22 protein-coding genes are annotated in these 23,435 nt (G+C 33.2%); 21 read left to right on the top strand and 1 reads right to left on the bottom strand.

The genetic code is table 11. The features are described from left to right. Positions 1 to 217: 217 nt before the first annotated feature. Positions 218 to 901 (top strand): YjjG family noncanonical pyrimidine nucleotidase, encoded by a 684-nt coding sequence (locus tag JVU85_RS03450; protein WP_002510902.1) that lies wholly within the window; start codon positions 218 to 220, stop codon positions 899 to 901. A 39-nt stretch (positions 902 to 940) separates the two neighbouring features. On the opposite strand, the gene JVU85_RS03445 is transcribed toward JVU85_RS03450, so the two are convergent. Continuing rightward, on the bottom strand, positions 941 to 1,381 hold the full coding sequence (locus JVU85_RS03445) for an N-acetyltransferase (RefSeq protein WP_021458934.1): 441 nt from the start codon (positions 1,379 to 1,381) through the stop codon (positions 941 to 943). 248 nt (positions 1,382 to 1,629) lie between these two features. On the opposite strand from JVU85_RS03445, the gene bshC reads away from it, so the two are divergent. The 20 genes from bshC to JVU85_RS03345 all read left to right on the top strand — a co-directional run bounded on the left by bshC (position 1,630) and on the right by JVU85_RS03345 (position 23,367). After that, a complete protein-coding gene (gene bshC / locus JVU85_RS03440) occupies positions 1,630 to 3,243 on the top strand; it encodes a bacillithiol biosynthesis cysteine-adding enzyme BshC (protein ID WP_021458933.1) in 1,614 nt (537 codons plus the stop codon). Positions 3,244 to 3,392: 149 nt separating this feature from the next. Further along, positions 3,393 to 3,824: a division/cell wall cluster transcriptional repressor MraZ gene (mraZ, locus tag JVU85_RS03435; protein ID WP_002510905.1), complete on the top strand. Its 432-nt coding sequence runs from the start codon at positions 3,393 to 3,395 to the stop codon at positions 3,822 to 3,824. A 14-nt stretch (positions 3,825 to 3,838) separates the two neighbouring features. After that, positions 3,839 to 4,774: a 16S rRNA (cytosine(1402)-N(4))-methyltransferase RsmH gene (rsmH, locus tag JVU85_RS03430; protein WP_204172087.1), complete on the top strand. Its 936-nt coding sequence runs from the start codon at positions 3,839 to 3,841 to the stop codon at positions 4,772 to 4,774. Between the two features lie 14 nt (positions 4,775 to 4,788). Then, a complete protein-coding gene (ftsL, locus tag JVU85_RS03425) occupies positions 4,789 to 5,187 on the top strand; it encodes a cell division protein FtsL (protein ID WP_021458931.1) in 399 nt (132 codons plus the stop codon). After that, complete coding sequence (locus JVU85_RS03420) at positions 5,168 to 7,366, top strand: penicillin-binding protein (protein ID WP_052032782.1); 2,199 nt, start codon at positions 5,168 to 5,170, stop codon at positions 7,364 to 7,366. Before ftsL ends, JVU85_RS03420 begins: the two co-directional genes overlap by 20 nt. Positions 7,367 to 7,558: 192 nt before the next feature. Then, positions 7,559 to 8,524, top strand: coding sequence for a phospho-N-acetylmuramoyl-pentapeptide-transferase (gene mraY / locus JVU85_RS03415; protein WP_002510909.1), 966 nt, complete (start codon positions 7,559 to 7,561; stop codon positions 8,522 to 8,524). 1 nt (position 8,525) lies between these two features. Next, positions 8,526 to 9,875 (top strand): UDP-N-acetylmuramoyl-L-alanine--D-glutamate ligase, encoded by a 1,350-nt coding sequence (gene murD / locus JVU85_RS03410; protein ID WP_021458929.1) that lies wholly within the window; start codon positions 8,526 to 8,528, stop codon positions 9,873 to 9,875. 15 nt (positions 9,876 to 9,890) lie between these two features. After that, positions 9,891 to 10,769, top strand: a complete 879-nt coding sequence (locus JVU85_RS03405; RefSeq protein WP_021458928.1) for a cell division protein FtsQ/DivIB — start codon at positions 9,891 to 9,893, stop codon at positions 10,767 to 10,769. A gap of 111 nt (positions 10,770 to 10,880) precedes the next feature. Continuing rightward, positions 10,881 to 12,305 carry a cell division protein FtsA gene (ftsA, locus tag JVU85_RS03400; protein WP_002510911.1) on the top strand — a complete coding sequence of 475 codons (1,425 nt, stop codon included), beginning with the start codon at positions 10,881 to 10,883 and terminating at the stop codon, positions 12,303 to 12,305. Between the two features lie 29 nt (positions 12,306 to 12,334). Next, a complete protein-coding gene (ftsZ, locus tag JVU85_RS03395; RefSeq protein ID WP_002510912.1) occupies positions 12,335 to 13,510 on the top strand; it encodes a cell division protein FtsZ in 1,176 nt (391 codons plus the stop codon). Positions 13,511 to 13,681: 171 nt separating this feature from the next. Beyond that, positions 13,682 to 14,470, top strand: a complete 789-nt coding sequence (gene pgeF, locus JVU85_RS03390) for a peptidoglycan editing factor PgeF (protein ID WP_204172086.1) — start codon at positions 13,682 to 13,684, stop codon at positions 14,468 to 14,470. 18 nt (positions 14,471 to 14,488) lie between these two features. Next, positions 14,489 to 15,163, top strand: coding sequence for a YggS family pyridoxal phosphate-dependent enzyme (locus tag JVU85_RS03385; protein ID WP_103387966.1), 675 nt, complete (start codon positions 14,489 to 14,491; stop codon positions 15,161 to 15,163). A gap of 5 nt (positions 15,164 to 15,168) precedes the next feature. Beyond that, positions 15,169 to 15,771, top strand: a complete 603-nt coding sequence (locus JVU85_RS03380; protein ID WP_021458925.1) for a cell division protein SepF — start codon at positions 15,169 to 15,171, stop codon at positions 15,769 to 15,771. Between the two features lie 13 nt (positions 15,772 to 15,784). Further along, positions 15,785 to 16,075 (top strand): YggT family protein, encoded by a 291-nt coding sequence (locus tag JVU85_RS03375; RefSeq protein ID WP_002510916.1) that lies wholly within the window; start codon positions 15,785 to 15,787, stop codon positions 16,073 to 16,075. A gap of 144 nt (positions 16,076 to 16,219) precedes the next feature. After that, entirely contained in the window at positions 16,220 to 16,942 is a 723-nt protein-coding gene (locus tag JVU85_RS03370) for a YlmH family RNA-binding protein (RefSeq protein ID WP_021458924.1), read from the top strand. 104 nt (positions 16,943 to 17,046) lie between these two features. Continuing rightward, entirely contained in the window at positions 17,047 to 17,640 is a 594-nt protein-coding gene (locus tag JVU85_RS03365; RefSeq protein WP_002510918.1) for a DivIVA domain-containing protein, read from the top strand. Positions 17,641 to 17,878: 238 nt separating this feature from the next. After that, the gene (ileS, locus tag JVU85_RS03360) at positions 17,879 to 20,629 is read left to right on the top strand and encodes an isoleucine--tRNA ligase (protein ID WP_204172085.1); all 2,751 of its coding nucleotides are present in this window, start codon (positions 17,879 to 17,881) and stop codon (positions 20,627 to 20,629) included. Between the two features lie 251 nt (positions 20,630 to 20,880). Next, positions 20,881 to 21,678, top strand: a complete 798-nt coding sequence (locus tag JVU85_RS03355) for a VOC family protein (protein ID WP_204172084.1) — start codon at positions 20,881 to 20,883, stop codon at positions 21,676 to 21,678. 281 nt (positions 21,679 to 21,959) lie between these two features. Then, a complete protein-coding gene (lspA, locus tag JVU85_RS03350; RefSeq protein ID WP_002510922.1) occupies positions 21,960 to 22,433 on the top strand; it encodes a signal peptidase II in 474 nt (157 codons plus the stop codon). Positions 22,434 to 22,449: 16 nt separating this feature from the next. After that, positions 22,450 to 23,367: an RluA family pseudouridine synthase gene (locus JVU85_RS03345; protein WP_204172083.1), complete on the top strand. Its 918-nt coding sequence runs from the start codon at positions 22,450 to 22,452 to the stop codon at positions 23,365 to 23,367. Positions 23,368 to 23,435: the final 68 nt, after the last annotated feature.

Genomic DNA, 23,435 nt, shown 5'->3' with positions numbered 1-23,435 from the left:
AATTAATTGGTAAAAGATAGCAATATGAAATGATTTTTGATTATGAATTAGTTACTAACAATCATTTGTTGCGCTATGTTGATGCGATATTAGTTTTAAATTTTGCATATAGGCTTGTCGAAGACAATATTATGCTAGGGTATACACCTTAGTCTTTTTCTATATTCGATAAATTGTTAAACTAATCTTATAGGTAGCATAGATTGGAGATTAAGATATGACTAGAAAAACGGTACTTCTAGATTTTGATGACACATTGGTTAATTTTAACGACGCCGAAGAATTTGCTTTTTATGCTTTGGCAGAAAATTATCAATTAACATTAAATGAACAAGATTTAATAACATTCAAAGAGATTAACCAAGCGCATTGGGAAGCATTCCAAAATGAACGTTTAACTAAGGAAGAGGTATTGAGTAAGCGATTTGAAGCTTATTTTGCATTACATAAAATGAATGTCAATGGTGCTCATGCCGATCAAGTTTTTCGAGACGCTTTAGCAAATGCGCCTTTAAGTTATTTTGAACATACTTTAACTACATTACGTCAATTAAGCAAAGTGCATGATTTGTATATTGTTACAAATGGCGTATTAGAAACCCAAGAAAAGCGTATTGCTAAGTCTTTATTTAAAGATTATTTTAAAGGCGTCTTCGTATCAGAACAGACAGGTTTTCAAAAGCCAATGCCCGAATTTTTTGATTACGTTTTTAATACAATTGGCCATGAAAAACGTAAAAATAGTATCATTATAGGAGATTCTTTAACTTCGGATATTCTCGGTGGGAAAAATGCAGCAATTGCAACCTGTTGGTTTAATCCAAGACAGAATACTAATAATACACAAATACATGCTGATTATACTATTCAATCATTTGATGAATTATTAACTATTATATAGAAAAAGGTTGTGTAGCAAAAAGCCACACAACCTTTTATTTTATGGTTCCCATGTTAAAATGTCATGGTTTTCATTATTTTGTTGCTCTAAATCTTTAAAGCCATGTTTAAGGAAAAATTGCTTAGATTGATTACGAGCAATGACTTTTATAGGCAAATCTTGAGATTTTGCGAAGTCTAATAGATCAGTACCATAACCACGATTTTGGAAGTCTTTTAATACTTCTAATTTCCAAATTACTAAATAATCATCGAAGTTAGGGAAGTGTTCTTCTTCAACTTCTCCTTTTCTATATAAAGCCATCCTTGCACCGAGTCTATCACCGACGTAAACGCCGTAAAATGGAGAGTCGGAACTAGCGTCAATCATTTCTCCACGAAGCTCATCTACAAGATATAAATCTTTATTTCCGAAGTTTCTAAAATCTTCGAATAGTTCATCAGTTTTATAGTTAATATCAAGACGCTTTACTTCAGACATAGCATCTTCCCCCTTTTTAGTATTAACTTTATTATACCTATTTCTATTATATTAGTACAATAAACAATGTTCTAAACGTATATAAATCATTTTGTTTCCGATAGTTTAAAACTGTGGCAGAGATATTATTACAATAATGGATGTATTAGGTAATAGAAAAAATTTAAAATTTGTAAGCCGTTAAATTGTCATTGAAGAATATAAACTTTATACTTATTAGGAATAGAGTAACATAAGGAGAATTACGAATGGATTGTATGACAACGAAATTAAATGATAAAGATCAATTTATAGAAAAAATTAAAAATAGTGATTCTACATTAGCAGCTTTTTATAATTATGATGCTATGAATGAACAAAATTATAAGTTGAAACTAGATCAAGCTACAAATGGTCGAGAAAAAGCTGTAGCTGCAGTTATCAGTAACTACATGGAAGATTTATCACTTAGTGAAGCTCAAGAAAATAATATTGCTCAGTTACAACAGGGGGCTAAAGTTATAATAGGAGGCCAACAAGCGGGTTTGTTTGGAGGTCCGTTATATACATTTCATAAAATTTTTTCTATTATCTCATTAAGTAATTCGCTTTCTTCCAAATATAATCAACAAGTTATCCCAGTGTTCTGGATCGCTGGTGAAGATCATGACTTTGAAGAAGTAAATCATACATTTACGTATAATAATAAGGAAGCGAAATTATATAAAACTAAATATCATACAATGGAGCCTCCTGAAACAAGCGTCTCTAATTATTATCCAAACAAATTGCAATTGAAAGATGCATTGAAGCAATTTTTAAAACAACAGCCGGAAACAAATCATACAAAAGAATTAATAGAATTGTGCCACTCAATAATAGAGCGTTATGACAGCTGGACTGATATATTTAAAGCTTTATTACATGAAGTGTTTAAAGCTTATGGATTATTGTTAATTGACGCGCATAATCCTGACTTGCGTCAAATAGAAAAACCATTTATCCAAACAATTATTGAGCAGCATGAAACTATTGATCATGCATTTAGAGCCACACAGGGGCAAACAATGGCAGCTGGACTAAATCAAATGATTCAAACGAATACAAATGTACATTTATTTTTAGAAGAAGATAATATGCGCCAATTAATTTCTTATGAAAATGGTGAATTTGTATTAACTAAGTCTGACAAACGTTACTCAAAACATGAGCTCTTACAGCTTGCGGAACAAGAGCCAGAAAGGTTCTCAAATAATGTTGTGACTAGACCGCTAATGGAAGAATGGCTATTTAATACAGTTGCTTTTATAGGAGGGCCAAGTGAAATTAAATATTGGGCAGAGTTACACGGCGTGTTTAACACGTTATCTGTAGATATGCCGATAGTTTTACCTCGTTTAAGAATCAGCTATATTAATGAAAGAATTGAAAAAGTAATCAATAAATATCAACTATCAGTAGATGACATTTTAACAAATGGTGTCCATAATGCTAAAGCATCTTTTATTCGTGAACACGCATCTCAAACTGTAATTGATCAAATTGAAGAAATGAAACAACAACAACAATCATTTTATGAAACAATAAAATCTGAAGTGGCAGGTAATAATGATAATGAGCAATTAGTTGCAAAAAACAATGATATCCATTTAACACAGTATGATTATTTGCTCAAACGTTATTTATTAAACATAGAACGTGAAAATGCAATTAGTATGAAACACTTTAATGAAATAAATGAATCTCTCCACCCAATGGATGGATTACAAGAAAGAATTTGGAATCCACTACAAATAATGAACGAATATGGGATAGATGTGTTCAGTCCCTCCACTTATCCACCACTTCGTTACACTTTTGATCATATTATCTTAAAACCTTGATAACATAAGGATTTAGCCCGATTTATCGTATTGATAAATCGGGCTTTTTTTGTTTGTATAAACAAAATTTTGGTGAAATTTGTATAATTAGTGGAGGATAGTGGGGAGATGTGGTAAATTATATATATGGGAAGGTGAGGTGAGTATAAATGTTCATGGGTGAATACGAACACCAATTAGATACAAAAGGACGTATGATTGTTCCATCTAAATTTCGATATGACCTAAATGAACGTTTTATTATCACCAGAGGCCTTGATAAATGCCTGTTTGGTTACACTTTAGAAGAGTGGCAAGTTATTGAAGAGAAGATGAAATCTTTACCAATGACAAAAAAAGACGCACGTAAATTTATGCGTATGTTCTTTTCAGGTGCTACTGAAGTTGAGTTGGACAAGCAGGGACGTATTAATATCCCACAAAATCTAAGACAATACGCAAATTTAACTAAAGAATGTACAGTGATCGGTGTATCTAACCGCATTGAAATTTGGGATAGAGATACTTGGAATAACTTCTATGACGAGTCAGAAGATAGTTTCGAGGAGATTGCTGAAGATTTAATAGATTTTGATTTTTAAATGGAGGAATTGAATTGTTTCATCATATCAGCGTAATGCTAAAAGAAACCATTGATTATTTGAATATTAAAGAAGATGGTGTGTATGTCGACTGTACGCTTGGTGGAGCAGGTCATGCCCAATATTTACTGAATCAATTAAGTGATAATGGACATTTGATTGCAATAGATCAAGATACTACAGCCATTGAAAATGCGAAAAATGTATTGAAAGAACATTTACACAAAGTGACATTTGTTCATAGTAACTTCCGTGAATTATCTGAAATTTTAAATGAATTAAATATTGAAAAAGTTGATGGCATTTATTATGACTTGGGTGTATCTAGTCCACAATTAGATGTACCTGAAAGAGGTTTTAGTTATCATCATGATGCAAAACTTGATATGCGTATGGATCAGACACAGGAGTTATCAGCGTACGAAGTTGTTAATGAATGGAAGTTTGAAGAGTTAGTAAGAATTTTTCATCGTTATGGCGAAGAAAAATTTGCAAAACAAATCGCCCGACGCATAGAACAAAACAGAGAACTTAAACCTATTGAGACAACGTTAGAATTAGTCGAAAGTATCAAGGAAGGTATTCCAGCAAAAGCACGACGCAAAGGTGGACATCCAGCAAAACGAATTTTTCAAGCTATTAGGATCGCAGTTAATGATGAATTAGCAGCATTTGAAGATTCTTTAGAACAAGCTATAAATTATGTAGAAGTAAACGGTAGAATTTCAGTTATTACCTTCCATTCATTAGAAGATCGTTTGTGTAAACAAATGTTCCAAGAACATGAAAAAGGACCTGAAGTTCCAAGGGGATTACCAGTTATACCTGAAGCATACACGCCTAAATTAAAACGTGTTAACCGTAAGCCCATTACTGCTACTGATGAAGATACAGATAGTAATAATAGAGCGCGTAGTGCCAAGTTACGTGTTGCAGAAATTTTAAAATAAGGAGTGAACCTTGAGTGGCTGTAGAAAAAATTTACGAACCATATAATGAAGCAGAACAACATTCTCCTGAGAGACAACCCTCGACAAAACCACAAACCAAAACGGTAAAGAAGAAAGTTGTAGTACAATTAACGAAGTTTGAAAAAATGTTATACATAGGATTAATAACAATTATTGCTTTGATAAGTATATATATGCTATCTTTAAAAATGGATGCGTATGATACTCGAGGTAAAATTGCAGATTTAGATACAAAAATTGAAAAACAAGCAAGTGAGAACAGCGCAATTGAATCTGAAATTAAAAAGAACTCTTCTTATGAACGCATTTACGACAAGGCTAAAGATGAAGGAATGAGCCTGAAGAACGACAATGTAAAGGTAGTGCGTAATAATGGCGAAGCGAAAAATTAAATTAAAAAAACCCAGAATACCTAAGATACCAATAAAACAAAATAAAATAGGGGCAGTCCTACTCATCCTTGGATTCGGGCTGCTCTTTTTTATGTTAATCTTAAGGTATTCTTATATCATGCTAACCGGACACTCATCTGGTGAGGACTTAATTTTAAAAGCCAACGAAAAATATTTAGTAAACACGCAACAGCAACCCGAAAGAGGTAAAATATATGATCGTAATGGTAAAATTTTAGCTGAAGACGTGGAACGTTACAAATTAGTAGCGGTAGTTGATAAAAAGGCAAGTGAAGGTAGTGACAAGCCTAAACACGTTGTAGATAAAAAGAAAACAGCTAAAAAATTATCAGAAGTGATAGATATATCTGCAAAAGATATCGAAAAAAGACTACAGCAAAAAGGAAGTTTCCAAGTTGAATTTGGACAAAAAGGAACAGATTTAACATATCAAGAAAAAGAAAAAATTGAAAAGATGAATTTGCCAGGTATTACATTGTATCCGGAAACTGAACGCTTTTATCCTAATGGTAACTTCGCATCACATCTTCTTGGCATTGCTCAAAAAGATCCAGATTCAGGAGAACTAAAAGGTGCGATGGGTGTAGAAAAAATCTTTGATAGTTATTTATCAGGACAAAAAGGTTCATTGTCATATATTCATGATATTTGGGGTTACTTAGCTCCTAATACTAAGAAAGAAAAAATGCCGAAGCGTGGCGATGATGTGCATTTAACCATTGATTCTAATATTCAAGTCTTTGTAGAAGAAGCACTTGATAAAATGGTTGACCATTATGAACCAAAAGATTTATTTGCGGTAGTTATGGATGCTGATACAGGTGAAATCTTAGCATTTAGTCAACGACCAACATTTAATCCTGAAACAGGTAAAAACTTTGGTGAGAAATGGGCAAATGATTTGTATCAAAACACTTATGAACCTGGTTCTACCTTTAAATCATTTGGTTTAGCAGCGGCTATCCAGGAAGGTAAATTCGATCCTAATAAAAAATATGAATCTGGACATAGAGATATAATGGGCTCAAGAATCTCTGACTGGAATAAAGTTGGTTGGGGCGAGATACCAATGTCTCTAGGATTTACTTATTCATCTAATACATTAATGATGCATTTACAAGATTTAGTTGGTGCAGATAAAATGAAATCGTGGTATGAAAAATTTGGATTTGGTGAAAGTACAAACGGTATGTTTGATGGTGAATCGACAGGTGGAATTGCGTGGGAAAATGAAGCGCAACAAAAAACGTCAGCCTTTGGACAATCTACAACTGTAACACCAGTACAAATGTTACAAGCGCAATCTGCTTTTACAAATAAAGGAGAAATGCTGAAACCATGGTTCGTTGATTCGGTAACAAATCCAGTTACAAAAGATACTTACTATAAAGGTAAAAAGCAAACAGCTGGTAAACCAATTACTGAAAAAACAGCAAAACAAGTTCGTAAAGAACTAGATAAAGTTGTTAATAGTGAAAAAAGTAATGCCAAAAATTATCGAATTGATGACTATGAGGTAGCAGGTAAGACAGGTACTGCTCAAGTAGCCGATTCAGATAATGGCGGTTATGTCGAAGGTGAAAATCCTTATTTTGTAAGCTTTATCGGAGATGCGCCGAAAGATGATCCTGAGGTAATTGTTTACGCAGGTATGAGCTTAGCGCAAAAAAATGATCAAGAAGCATATGAAATGGGAGTTAGCAAAGCATTTAACCCAATTATGGAAAACACATTGAAATATTTAAATGTTGATGACAAGAAGACAAAAGACATGTCAGACGTTAAATATAGTAAAGTACCTAATGTCTCAGGAAAAACAGTTCAAAAAGCAGAAGATAGTCTTAATGCTAAGTCATTGAAACCTATCGTTATCGGAGATGGAGAAAAGGTTGAAAAACAATCTGTATCTGCTGATAAAGAAGTCTTGCCTAATAGTAAAGTATTACTATTAACAAACGGCAACATTACGATGCCAGATATGAAAGGTTGGACTAAAGAAGATGTCATTGCTTTTGAACGTTTAGCAAATGTAAAAATAGAAACTAAAGGCAGTGGCTTTGTTAACGAACAATCTGTATCAGAAGGTCAGCAACTTAAGAAAAATGATAAAATTGAAGTGAAATTCGAAGCAGAAAACGTAGATAGTGAAGCAAAATAAATAAAGCGAATTAACACACAGCTTTAAATAAATGAGGTGTAAATAAGAGGTCAAGACAAAGTTTGGTAAGTTTAATATTAGGTGCTTTTTATCCTAATATGTACCTTTGTCTAGCCTCTTTCCTCATGTTATATTGTTTTAGGTGTTAATGAGATATATTACAATTCCATAATATATAAAAAGGAGAATAAGATGGTTTATTTACTCGCAATAATTGCATTTTTAATTACATTTATATTAGTACCAGTTTTAATACCTACCTTAAAAAGGATGAAGTTTGGTCAAAGTATTAGAGAAGAAGGCCCTCAAAGTCACATGAAAAAAACTGGAACACCAACAATGGGTGGCTTAACATTCCTAATTAGTATTATCGTAACTTCTATATTGGCGATTATATTCATGGATAATTCTAATCCGGTCATTTTATTATTATTTGTCACAATTGGTTTTGGATTGATTGGATTTATCGATGATTATATCATTGTTGTTAAAAAGAATAATCAAGGCTTATCGAGTAAACAGAAATTTTTAGCACAGATTGCTATTGCGATTATCTTTTTCATATTAAGCCAAGTATTCCAATTAACTAGTTTTTCTACAGGCATCCATATTCCATTTACAGGCATTGAAGTTCCATTATCACTTGCTTACGTAGTTTTTATTGTCTTTTGGCAAGTTGGTTTTTCAAATGCGGTTAACTTAACAGATGGATTAGATGGATTAGCAACAGGTTTATCAATTATTGGATTTGTAATGTTTGCAATTATGGCGTATTTCCAAGGTGCAAACTCAATTGGGCTATTTTGTATAATTATGATTTTTGCACTACTTGGTTTCTTGCCATTTAACATGAACCCTGCGAAAGTCTTTATGGGCGATACTGGTAGTTTAGCCCTTGGTGGTATTTTCGCTACGATTTCAATTGTATTAAATCAAGAATTATCATTACTATTGATTGGATTTGTATTTGTTGCTGAAACATTGTCAGTAATGATTCAAGTAACATCTTTCAAATTGACAGGCAAACGAATTTTCAAAATGTCACCATTACATCACCATTTTGAATTGGTGGGTTGGAATGAAAAGAAAGTTGTAACAGTATTTTGGACAGTTGGTTTAATCACAGGTTTAATCGGATTATGGATGGGAGTGCACTAAAATGCTAAAATATACAGGTTTAGAAGATAAAGATGTCTTAGTCATTGGTTTAGCAAAAAGTGGTTACGAAGCAGCAAAGTTGCTTAATAAATTGGGTGCACGTGTAGTAGTTAATGACGGCAAAGATTTGACACAAGACTCTCACGCCAAAGATTTAGAAAATATAGGGATTAAGGTAGTTGGTGGAGAACATCCATTAACATTGTTAGATAATGACCCTATCATCGTTAAAAACCCTGGCATACCTTATACTGCACCTATTTTAGAAGCAGCAGTTGCTAAAGGATTAACGATCTTAACAGAAGTTGAATTAAGTTACTTGGTTTCTGAGGCTCCTATTATTGGTGTTACAGGCACAAATGGTAAGACTACTGTGACATCGTTAATAGGTGATATGTTTCAAAAAAGTAGGTTAGTTGGTAGAATTTCTGGGAATATAGGATATGTTGCCTCAAAAGTGGCACAAGAGGTAACTGCACAGGATTATTTAGTTACAGAGCTTTCATCTTTCCAATTGCTAGGAACAGAGCAATATAAGCCTCATATCGCTATAATTACTAATATTTATTCGGCACATCTAGATTATCACGAAACATTAGAAAATTATCAAAATGCCAAAAAACAAATATATAAAAATCAAGATGAAAATGATTACTTAATTTGTAATTATCAACAACGCCATTTGATAGAATCAGAAAATGTTAAAGCACGTACATTCTACTTTTCAACGCAACAAGAAGTTGAAGGTATTTACATCAAAGATGGTTATATCGTGTTCAAAGGATTTAGAATTATCCATACGGATGACTTAGTGTTACCAGGAGAGCACAATTTAGAAAATATTTTAGCAGCTGTACTTGCTGCATTATTGGCTGGTGTACCTGTAAATGCGATTATTGATAGTTTAACAACATTCTCTGGCATTGAGCATAGATTACAATATATTGGCTCAAATAAAACCAACAAGTATTATAATGACTCAAAAGCAACAAATACATTAGCAACTCAATTTGCGCTCAATTCTTTTAAACAACCAATTATTTGGCTATGTGGAGGACTTGACAGAGGCAATGGTTTTGACGAACTTATCCCATATATGAATAATGTTCGCGTAATGGCTACATTTGGTGAAACGCAAGATAAATTTGTGAAACTCGGAGAAAGCCAAGGTAAATATGTAGTGAAAGCTATAGATGTTGAAGACGCAGTCAACAAAATTCAAGATATTATTGAACCTAATGATGTAGTCTTGTTATCACCAGCTTGTGCAAGTTGGGATCAGTATAATACGTTCGAAGAGCGTGGCAACAAATTCATCAATAGTTTCAAAGCACAATTACCGTCTTTTTAAAGGATGTGACGAATATTGGCTGATAAAGTAAAGAAGTTTGACTCAGAATACTTAAAAGAAAAGCGCGAACGACGTCGAAAACAACAAAAACAAATACAATATGTTATATTTGGGATACTGTTGTTTATAATAATAATCATTTTACTTTATATGTTTACACCACTGAGCAAGATTAATAATGTCAAAGTGGTGGGGAATGATAACGTATCGAAAAGTAAGATTGATAAAATGGTCAATGTCACTTCAAAGTCAAGGATGTACACTTTTAGTACGAAAGATGCAGAAAATAAATTAAAACAACATAAGTTAATTAAAGATGCTAAAGTAACAAAACATTTTCCTAACTCAATGACGATTAAGGTGACTGAATATCAAGTAGTGGGGTTGGTTAAAAAGAAAGATAAATATGTACCTATTTTAGAAGATGGTAAAGAACTAAAAAATTACAGTGGCACAAGTACGGATGACGGACCTATATTAGAAGGTTTTGAGAAAGATAAAAAAGAGAAAATTATCAAGGCTTTAGCAGAAATGCCATCTAAAGTTAGAGCGATGATTTCAGAAATCAAATATGATCCTAAATCTAATTTGAAGAATCAAATAAAGTTATTTACTACGGATGATATTCAAATTATAGGAAATATTAATACAATAGGTAATAAAATGAAATATTACCCTCAAATGTCACAATCACTTGAACGTGATGACTCTGGTAATTTGAAAAAGTCTGGATATATTGATTTGTCTGTAGGTGCTTCATTTATACCATATTCACAATCTGATGATTCTGAGTCAGAAAGTGATAAGGATTTAGAAGAAGGTACCGCAAAAGAAGATAAAGCAAAAGACGAATTACAAAGTGCGTTAAATGACATAAATAAGAATTCAGACTAAACTAATTAAAAATTTTGACAAATACATGTGTTTATAGTTCACAAGCTACGCAACGTATTGTAAACTAAACATAGTGTAAAATAGAAAGTAACTGTCAGGAGGTGCCTATCTATGGAGGAACATTATTATGTAAGTATAGATATAGGTTCATCAAGCGTAAAAACAATTGTAGGCGAAAAATTTCACAATGGTATTAATGTGATAGGTACAGGACAAACCTACACAAGCGGTATTAAGAATGGCTTAATTGATGATTTTGACATCGCTAAGCAAGCGATTAAAGATACAATAAAAAAAGCCTCAATTGCTTCTGGTGTAGATATTAAAGAAGTATTTCTAAAATTACCGATTGTCGGTACTGAAGTTTATGATGAAGCTAATGAAATTGAATTTTATGAAGATACTGAATTAACAGGAGAGCACATTGAGTCTGTATTAGAAGGCATTAGAGAAAAAAATGATGTCCCTGAGACAGAAGTGATTACCGCTTTTCCAATTAAATTTGTTGTAGATGGTGATAATGAAGTTTCTGACCCTAAGGAATTAATTGCAAGACATTCACTTAAAGTCGAAGCTGGCGTAATCGCAATCCAACAATCAATTTTAATTAATATGATTAAATGCGTAGAGTCATGTGGAGTCGATGTATTAGATGTTTATTCTGATGCTTATAATTACGGCTCTGTATTATCAGCAACTGAAAAAGAGCTTGGCGCGTGTATAATTGATGTCGGTGAGGATATTACACAGATTGCCTTTTATGAGCGCGGCGAACTTGTTGATGCTGACTCTGTTCAAATGGCAGGAAGAGACATCACAGAAGATATTGCGGAAGCATTTAATACAACTCATGAAACAGCTGAAAAAATCAAACATCAATACGGACATGCTTTTTTTGACTCAGCTTCAGATCAAGATGTATTTAGTGTTGACCAAATCGATAGTGAAGAAGACGTCCAATATACACAAAAAGATTTAGCTGATGTTATCGAAGCACGTATGGAAGATATCTTCTTTAGTGTATTTGATGTTTTACAAGAATTAGGATTAACAAATGTAAATGGTGGTTTCATTGTCACTGGTGGTTCTGCAAACTTACTCGGCGTCAAAGAATTACTACAAGACATGGTAAGTGAAAAAGTTAGAATTCATACACCATCACAAATGGGAATCAGAAAACCTGAATTTTCTTCAGCAATTTCAACTATTTCTAGTAGCATTACTTTCGACGAATTATTAGATTATGTTACAATTAGTAATCATGATAGTGAAGATTTCGAAGAAGAAGTAATCGAGTCTGATAATAGAGAAAGTGCTTCCAAATCAAATGGTTTTGATTGGTTTAAGAAAAAATCAAACAAGCAAGATGATGAACCATCATATGTATCTGATGAACCAAGTACAACGACAACATCAGAATCGTCACATAGTACAACTGAAAATGACGATACATACGAATACGAAAACAAAAATCATGAGCCTGAACAAAAAGAAGAAGGTAAATTTAAAAAATTGATGAAATCTCTATTCGATTAATTGGCCATTAAAACTAGGAGGAAATATAAATGTTAGAATTTGAACAAGGATTTAATCATTTAGCGACAATAAAAGTCATCGGTGTAGGGGGCGGCGGTAATAACGCTGTAAACCGTATGATTGACCATGGAATGAATAACGTTGAATTTATTTCAATTAACACAGACGGACAAGCATTAAACTTATCAAAAGCAGAATCTAAGATTCAAATTGGTGAAAAGTTAACTCGTGGTTTAGGCGCTGGTGCTAACCCTGAAATTGGTAAAAAAGCTGCTGAAGAATCACGCGAACAAATTGAAGACGCGATTCAAGGTGCTGACATGGTATTCGTTACTGCTGGTATGGGTGGCGGTACAGGTACTGGTGCTGCTCCAGTTGTAGCTAAAATTGCTAAAGAAATGGGATCGTTAACAGTAGGTGTTGTAACTCGTCCATTCGGTTTCGAAGGACGTAAACGTCAAACACAAGCTGCAGCAGGCGTTGAATCTATGAAAGCTGCTGTCGATACATTAATCGTAATTCCAAACGACCGTTTATTAGACATCGTTGATAAATCAACACCAATGATGGAAGCCTTTAAAGAAGCAGATAACGTACTACGACAAGGTGTTCAAGGTATTTCTGATCTAATCGCTGTATCAGGTGAAGTAAACCTTGACTTTGCAGACGTTAAAACAATCATGTCTAACCAAGGTTCAGCATTAATGGGTATTGGTGTTTCTTCTGGCGAAAATCGCGCAGTTGAAGCAGCTAAAAAAGCTATTTCTTCACCATTACTTGAAACTTCAATTGTAGGCGCTCAAGGTGTGTTAATGAATATTACTGGTGGCGAATCACTATCATTATTCGAAGCACAAGAAGCAGCTGATATTGTACAAGATGCAGCGGATGAAGATGTGAATATGATTTTCGGTACAGTTATTAATCCTGAATTACAAGATGAAATTGTAGTTACTGTTATTGCTACTGGTTTCGAAGACAAACCATCAGTTCAAGCACGTAAAGCTTCTAATACTGGATTTGGTTCAAGTGCTACTAGCTCAGCAAAAGATGATTCATTTGCTTCTAACTCAGCTCAATCATCACAATCAACACAATCTTCTGAGTCATCAAGTGAAGGTAGAAGTCATACAACAAAAGAAGATGACATCCCAAGCTTCATCAGAAATAGAGAAGAAAGACGTTCTAGAAGAACAAGAAGATAATTAAAGTTATTACTGTGATTATCTGTTAATAATGGTAGGGAATTAGAATCAACTTAACCATTTTATAATGTCATCAGATCCAGAGATCTGGTGACATTTTTCATATAGTTAGACAACTGAATACTATGTATTTAATAAAACATAGTGATTAATCATTTGGAGGACTGAAACATGACGGAAAAATTTGAAAAGTATAATCATGTTTTATTGTATAAATCGCAAAATATCGACAATATCACTCTTGGTATTACCACTAGAGAACAAGGAATCAGTCCATACCCTCAAAATGCCTTTAATATGGCCAGATATATTGATGATGATCAAAATAATGTGACGCAACATCAACGACAATTAGCAGAAATTATCAACTATCCACGTGAACAATGGGTCTTTCCAATTCAAACACATGAAAATCGTGTCGCACATATTACACAGTCACAGCGCGGTACTAATATTGATGAATTAACAGATGCATTACATGGTATTGATGCTATGTATTCATATGATTCGGATGTCTTACTGACGATGTGTTATGCTGATTGTGTACCTATTTACTTTTATAGTGCAAAAAACAACTTTATTGCGTTAGCGCATGCTGGTTGGAGAGGTACAGTGAGCGAAATCGTTATTGAATTAATTAAAAAGATTGATTTTGATTTACAAGAATTATCGATAGTCATTGGGCCTGCTACCTCAAATTCATATGAAATTAATGAAGATATTAAATCAAAATTTGATACTTTAGCTATCCCAAGTGAAGATTATATCGAGTTTAGAGCTGAAGATCGATATGGTATCGATTTGAAACAAGCGAACAAATTATTATTAATGCATGCTGGCGTCCCAGAAGCTAATATTTATATTACTAATTATGCAACTTCTGAAGACTTATCATTGTTTTTCTCGTATAGAGTTGAACAAGGAAAAACTGGTCGGATGTTAGCATTTATTGGACAGTAAATTAAGAGGTGTAATACAGTGAATGTACAACAAAATTATGACAAAATAAAAACTGAATTAGATACATCAATAAAGAAAGCAGGAATTTCCACACAACCTAACGTGATTGCTGTTACAAAATATGTTACAATAGACCGTGCTAATGAAGCTTACGATGCAGGCTTAAGACACTTTGGAGAAAACCGTGTTGAAGGTTTTCTAGCGAAACAAAATGCTTTACCTGACGACGCAGTATTTCATTTTATTGGTACACTTCAAACACGAAAAGTAAAAGAAGTTATTAATCAAGTGGATTATTTTCATGCGTTAGATCGTTTGAAATTAGCTAAAGAAATTCAAAAACGAGCAGAGCATAAAGTAAAATGTTTTGTTCAAGTTAATGTCTCCGAGGAAGAATCTAAACAAGGCATAACTATCAATGAAATTAATGATTTTATCGAGGCTATTAAAGAATATGACAATATAGAAGTTGTTGGTTTAATGACAATGGCACCTCTAACAGGTGATGTTGACTACATTAGACAGTTATTTAACACATTAAAAGAGAAACAATCAGAAATTCAAGCGCTCAATTTATCATATGCGCCCTGTACAGAATTATCAATGGGAATGAGTAATGACTATCAACTTGCAGCAGAAGCAGGTGCGTCATTTGTGCGAATTGGGACTAAACTTGTAGGAAAAGAGGAGTGAGCCCGATGGCTTTAAAGGACTTATTTAACGGATTTTTCGTAGTTGAAGAAGAGGATGAAGAATTAGAGGCGCCACCAGTAGAAGAAAACGAGAATCAACGACAACAAAAGCAAGCACAGGCTCAGACTAACTTTAATGAACAAGCACAACAACCTAAATATGACAATACAGAAAGCGCACGTGCAATTCAATCAGTGCCTAAAAAACAATCTTCAAGACAGCAAAATGGGTCAAATGAACGTAAATATCAAGTGAACCACAATTCACCGAAAAACAATACAAGGAATGTTGTTAATATGAATCAAGACCAAGGTAATCACAATTATTTACAAGAAAGTTCAAAAATGTGTTTATTTGAGCCACGTGTTTTTTCAGACACTCAAGATATAGCTGATGAACTTAAAAATCGCCGAGCTACTCTTGTGAATTTACAACGTATTGATAAGGTGTCTGCAAAACGTATCATCGATTTCTTAAGTGGTACGGTATATGCAATTGGTGGAGACATTCAACGTGTCGGCTCAGACATCTTTTTATGTACACCAGATAATGTAGAAGTAGCTGGTAGTATTACGGACCATATTGAAAATATGGAACAAGGTGAATAGAGGTTAGAAAATTATGGATATTGGACTTTTAGCTACTATTTTTAATTTTATATTAATCGTAGTACAAATATATTATTACGGAATGATTGTCTATTTCTTTATGTCATGGATTCCTAATGCTAGAGAAAATAAATTTGGCCAATTTTTATCAAAAATATACGAACCATTTTTAGAGCCTTTTAGGAAAATCATCCCACCAATCGGTTTTATTGATATTTCATCAATTGTAGCTATTATAGCACTTGTACTATTTCAAAGAGGTTTAGCCAATATATTTAACTTAATCATTAGTAATTTGGCTTAACGTTCAAACGAAGTACATATTAGATATTTAGTAATGTTAAAGCACCTGTCGTTTAAGACGTTAGGTGCTTTATATCGTTGTTAGGGGTGAACTAAAATAGATATTTATCAACATTTTCGACAAGAGGAACGGGCAATTATCGATATGTTACTCGATAAATGCCAACAAGCAAACGAACAATATGCGCCTGTATTAACACATTTCTTAGATCCGAGAGGGCAGTATATTTTAAAAGTCATCGTGGGAAGCTTTGAAGATTTAGATGTTCATTTTTATGGTGGCAATCAAGCAGAAAGACAACGTGCCATTATTGCACCTACTTATTTTGAACCTAATGCAGACGATTTTGATATTGTGCTAATCGAGATTGACTACCCGCAAAAGTTTGTAACGTTACAACATCAACACATCTTAGGCACTATAATGTCATTGGGAATAGAACGTGAACAATTAGGTGATATCATTGTCAATGAGCGTATACAGTTTGTTTTGACAAAACAACTAGAATCTTATATTATATTAGAACTTACGCGTATCAAAGGTGCTACAGTAAAACTTAATACTATTCCACTGACAAATATGATACAATCTAATGAGCAATGGAAATATTTTGAAACAACGGTGAGTGGTTTACGATTGGATGTCGTACTTAAAGAAATGATTCGTAAATCTAGAACTATAGCCAAACAACTTATTGATAAGAAGAGAGTCAAAGTGAATCATACTATAATTGATGCTAGTGATTTTCAATTAGCACAAGAAGATTTACTATCAATTCAAGGATATGGCAGAGCGGTCGTTGTCGAAATCGGCGGCAAAACAAAAAAAGATAAAGTACGCATCAGTTACAAAACTCTTTTTAAATAATGTATAATAAAAGTGTCTTAAAAACACAATAAAATATTGAAAGAAATGGTAGACACATATTTTTGAATTAACTAAAATAGTGTAGTATAGAAGGAGGATATCCCATGCCTTTTACACCAAATGAAATTAAAAATAAAACATTTACACGTGTGAAAAATGGTTTAGAACCTACTGAAGTTGAAAGTTATTTAGAACAATTAAGTAATGAAATAGAACGATTAAAAGAAGATAAACAACAATTAGAAAAAGTCATCGATGATAAAGAAACTAATATTAATTCTTATAAAGAAGTACATCAATCTGTAAGTGACGCTTTAGTGCAAGCACAACATGCTGGTGAAGAAACAAAAGCAGCAGCTACGAAAGAAGCAGAAGCAACAATATCAAAAGCACAAGGACAAGCAAATCAAATTGTTAATGATGCTATTGAAAAGGCACGTCGTTTGTCATTCCAAACAGAAGATATGAAGAGACAATCTAAAATATTTAGATCTCGTTTCCGTATGCTAGTTGAAGCGCAATTGGATTTATTAAAAAATGAAGATTGGGACTATTTATTAAACTACGATTTGGATTCAGAACAAGTTACAGAAGAAAATATTAACCATTTGCATGATAATGATTTAACAGAAGCTGAAAAAGCTCAAAAAGCGGCACAAGATAATAATAATCAATCATCAGATAGTGAATCTAAATAATTACAAATACTATATAGACGCGTAAATAACCATACGTATATCACAGCGAATTAGGGATAGTGTGAGCCTAATATATACCGGTTGTTTATATCACTATATGGCACAGTTTCATAATTATAACGAGAGAACTCTAAGTTGAGTTAATCAGGGTGGTAACGCGGTTAAATCGTCCCTGTTAATTGAACTTAGAGTTCTTTTTTAGTTCTAAAATTTAAAGTGAATATGAGGAGTGAAGAAAATGGATTATAAAGAAACATTATTGATGCCTAAAACGGCTTTTCCAATGCGTGGCGGTTTGCCGAATAAAGAGCCGAAAATTCAAGAGCAATGGGATCAACAAAATATATACCAAAAAGCATTACAACAAAATGAAGGAAATCCTTCATATATTCTACATGATGGACCACCGTACGCTAATGGTAGCTTGCATATGGGCCATGCATTAAATAAAATTTTAAAGGATATCATTACTAGATATAAAACAATGCAAGGTTTCTATACACCATATGTGCCAGGATGGGATACTCATGGTTTACCTATTGAACAAGCACTTGCGAAAAAAGGTGTTAAACGTAAAGAAATGTCTATTTCTGACTTCAGAAAAAAATGTGAAGCATTCGCATTAGAACAAATTGAATTACAGAAAAAAGACTTTAAACGTCTTGGTATTAAAGGTGACTTTAATAATCCATATATTACTTTAAAACCAGAATATGAAGCTGCTCAGTTACGTTTATTCGGTGAAATGGCAGATAAAGGACTAATTTATAAAGGTAAAAAACCTGTTTATTGGTCACCTTCAAGTGAGTCATCATTAGCAGAAGCCGAAATTGAATATCATGATAAACGTTCAGCTTCTATATATGTAGCGTTTGATGTGAAAGGTGGTAAAGGCATTGTAGATAATGATGCAAAATTTATTATTTGGACAACTACACCATGGACATTGCCTTCAAATGTTGCAATTACAGTGCATCCTGATTTAACTTATGCTCAATATAAAGTTAATGGTGAGAAGTACATTGTTGGGAAAGATTTAATCTCAGACGTTGTGAACCAACTTGAGTGGGATGAAAATGAGATTGAGTTAGAAAAAGAGTTTAGAGGTTCTGAATTAGAATATGTTGAAGCACAACATCCATTTATGGATCGCACTTCTGTAGTAATTAATGGTACGCATGTTACAACAGATGCTGGTACAGGATGTGTTCATACAGCACCTGGTCACGGTGAAGATGACTATATTGTCGGACAAAAATATAATCTACCTGTTATTAGCCCAGTTAATGATAAAGGTGTTTTCACTGAAGAAGCTGGACAATTTGAAGGCTTATTTTATGATAAAGCTAACAAAGAAATTACAGATCTATTGAAAGAGAAGCATGCATTATTAAAATTAGAATTTATCACTCATAGTTATCCACATGACTGGCGTACGAAGAAACCAGTTATTTTCCGTGCTACGCCTCAGTGGTTTGCATCTATTGATAAAGTGCGCTCAGACATTTTGGCAGCTGTTGAAGATACACACTTCAAAGTTGATTGGGGTAAAACAAGAATTTACAATATGATTCGTGATCGTGGTGAATGGGTAATCTCACGTCAACGTGTTTGGGGTGTACCATTACCTGTATTTTATGCAGAAAATGGCGAACCTGTAATCACAACACAGACAGTTAATCATGTGGCTGATTTAGTAGAACAATATGGTTCAAATGTATGGTTTGAGCGTGAAGCTAAAGATTTACTTCCAGAAGGTTTTACACATGAAGGTAGCCCTAATGGCACATTTACTAAAGAAACGGATATTATGGATGTGTGGTTTGATTCTGGTTCTTCACATCGTGGCGTATTAGAAGCTAGACCAGAACTATCATTCCCGGCAGATTTATATCTTGAAGGTAGTGACCAATATCGTGGTTGGTTTAATTCATCAATCACTACAGCAGTTGCTACAAGAGCACAATCACCATACAAAATGTTGCTATCCCATGGATTCGTTATGGATGGTGAAGGTAAAAAAATGAGTAAATCATTAGGAAATACGATAGTGCCAGATCAAATTGTAAAACAAAAAGGCGCGGATATTGCTCGTTTATGGGTAAGTAGTGTTGATTACTTGGCAGACGTTCGTATTTCTGATGAAATTTTAAAACAAACTTCTGACGTTTATCGTAAAATTAGAAATACGCTAAGATTTATGTTAGGTAATGTGAATGATTTTAATCCTGAAACGGATGCATTACCAGAAACAGAATTATTAGAAATTGATCAGTATTTACTCAACCGTTTACGTGAATTTACAGCTAGTACAATTGAGCATTATGACAACTTTGATTATCTAGATATCTATCAAGAAGTACAAAACTTTATCAACGTTGAACTAAGTAACTTCTATTTAGATTATGGTAAAGATATTTTATATATTGAAGCTCAAGATGCACATAAACGTCGTAGTATGCAAACAGTGCTATATCAAATTATTGTCGACATGACGAAATTGTTAGCACCAATTTTAGCGCATACAGCTGAAGAAGTATGGTCACATATTCCTCACGTTAAAGAAGAAAGCGTACATTTAACGCGTATGCCTGAAGTAGTAGAAGTAAACCATGAAATATTAGAAAAATGGAATACTTTTATGAAATTACGCGATGATGTGAACCGTGCGTTAGAAGTGGCACGAAATGACAAAGTTATTGGTAAATCGTTAGAGGCTAAAGTTATTATTGGTAATAATGCCCAATTTGATGTGACTTCATTCCTAAATCAATTTACGGATCTTGAACAATTGTTTATTACTTCTCAAGCAGAAGTAGTAGACCAAGTTGACAACGGTACATCATACCCTTACGGTGATATTCGCATCGAACATGCTGAAGGTGAAAAATGTGAACGTTGTTGGAATTATAGTACAGAATTAGGTAACGTAGGAGAATTAGAAAATCTCTGTCCACGTTGTCAAGAAGTTGTGAAAACTTTAATTTAAAACTGTACAAACTAAAAATGAATGACTGATAAATAGCTTATGTAACATATATAACGACGAAAGTGATTGTTTAGGTGCACAATAGGTTGATATTTTGCACTGTGAACAATGCAATCAATGTTAATGGGGACGCGTATATGAAATCAAATGATTGTTATTTGGTTTCTATAGCGTCCTCAGTTTTTTTTATTTTGTCATTATAAATGAATAAAGTATAATTAATGAAATAGATTTGTAGAAAGGTGTTTCATATGTCTGAAAACGTAAAAGACCATTTTATTAATGGCATTACTTTAAATGTTCGAGATAAGGCTTTGATGAAATGGTTTTATGGAGAAGTTCTGGGCTTAAATATAGTAAATGAATCATATACTGAAGTACGTTATGAGATAGGCCAACACAATCATTTTATTATATTTAAACAACTTGCAGCAGGTAGAGAACCTTTGCAATCAGAAGCAGGTTTATTTCATTTAGCCATTGAACTGTCCTCATATAGTGAACTTGCGGATTTACTAGTACAGCTAAATCAATATCATATTCCAATGAATGGTGGAGAGCATAGATTTGCAACTTCCTTATATATAGAAGACCCTGAACATAACGGGTTAGAGTTTTATGTTGCAAATCAAAATATTAAGCCAATTAGTACCAATGAAAAAGAACATAACCATGGCATCCAGCCAATTGATGTTTCACAACTTATGATACATGTTTCACAGGAACAGTGGCAACATATACCAGATTTAGCTAAAATTGGCTATGTTAATATCAAAACTATAGGTATAAATGCTGTTAAGCAATATTATCAAGATTATTTTGGTATGAGCGCAATGATTAGAGAAACAGAAGACGCTTTATATTTTGAAAATAGTAATCAGCAACAACATTTAGTATTAAATAATTGGAATTCTCATATTAAACGTATGAACAATGAGCAAACATATGGTTTAGCGTGTATTGATATGCATAATCCTCAAACAACTCATAAGCAATTACAAGGTCCTGATGGGATATTGTACAGGTTTAATCAGCTAAAGGTAAAATGACAACATGAAAATGAGCTGTTGATACTGTGTTTCACTTTAGTGTTATTTAAGAATATCAGAATGAAAATATGGTCATGTAGTATAGTTAGCAACTGTTAATTAGTTGGTTCACACTAGCTATGTAAAATGTGTTTTAGCAATACTTATCATTTTACAACATCTACATAAGTAGATTTTTGAAAAATAATTAATTGTGTTGTGACAACTCGAACTTTTTTTATACTAACGAGTAAGCTATAATGAAAGATGTTGTACAGCAAGGTGAAATAGGAGGAACGATCATGAAACGTCAGTATTATGTTGGATTATCGTTAACAGTTACTTTTTTAATAATTATTATTGATCAGTTAACGAAGTATATTATTGCCACTTCAATGAAGATAGGTGATTCAGTAGAAGTATTGCCAGGATTTTTAAATATTACTTCACATCGTAATGACGGAGCAGCTTGGGGCATTTTAAGTGGGAAAATGGGCTTTTTCTATGTTGTTACAGTTATTATTTTAGTTGTGTTGATAGTGTTCTATATACGAGAAGCCAAACATAATTTGTTTATGCAACTTGCACTAAGTTTATTATTTGCTGGCGCTTTAGGGAATTTTATTGATCGTGTGCTACATGGAGAAGTGGTAGATTTTATAGATACTTATATTTTAGGGTATGATTTTCCAATTTTTAACGTGGCTGATTCTAGTTTAACAATAGGAGTTATTTTGATTATTATAGCTCTATTAACAGATATAAATAAGGAATGATAGGAGTATTATTAATATGGATAGACATGAATTTGTTATAGATAGTCCAGCATCAGCCGGGCAACGTATAGATAAAGTATTACCTGAATTTAATGCTGATTGGTCACGCACACAAATGCAAGATTGGATTAAGGATGGGCTTATTAGTGTTAATGGTAAAGAGGTTAAATCAAATTATAAAGTGAAGACGAATGATACAATTGAAGTAACTGAAAAAGAAGTCGTAGAGGCAGACATACAACCAGAAAATTTAGACTTAGATATTTATTATGAAGATGATGATGTTGCGATAGTCTATAAACCTAAAGGTATGGTAGTGCATCCTTCAGCTGGTCATTATACAGGAACTCTAGTAAATGGGTTGATGTATCAGATGAAAAATTTATCAGGTATCAATGGCGAGGTTCGTCCTGGAATTGTTCACCGAATAGATAAAGATACATCTGGTTTATTAATGGTCGCTAAAAATGATATTGCTCATCGAGGCTTAGTAGACCAACTCGTAGATAAATCAGTGACACGTAAATATACAGCTTTAGTACATGGCAATATTCCACATGATTACGGTACTGTAGATGCACCAATTGGTCGTAATAAAAATGATCGTCAAGCAATGGATGTTGTAGACGACGGAAAAGAAGCGGTCACACATTTCAATGTCAAAAAGCATTTTAAAAATTATACTTTAGTAGAATGTCAATTGGAAACAGGACGTACACATCAAATACGTGTGCATATGAAATATATTGGTTTCCCGCTTGTTGGCGACACTAAATACGGTCCTAGAAAAACGATGGATATTGGTGGACAAGCATTACACGCTGGAGTTATTGGTTTTGAGCATCCGATAACAAAAGAATACATTGAGCAAGAAGCACCATTGCCACAATATTTTAATGAAATTTTAACTGAATTAGAAGAAGTAGAATCTTAATTAACAGTAGTATCTACAGCGTGAAAATTAACTTGAATAATTAGAATTCTAATATAGTCGCTTGACTT

The organism is Staphylococcus sp. GDY8P72P, assembly GCF_016890655.1.
Taxonomy (GTDB): Bacteria; Bacillota; Bacilli; order Staphylococcales; family Staphylococcaceae; genus Staphylococcus; species Staphylococcus arlettae.
This window is presented reverse-complemented; position numbering and strand designations above follow the sequence as displayed.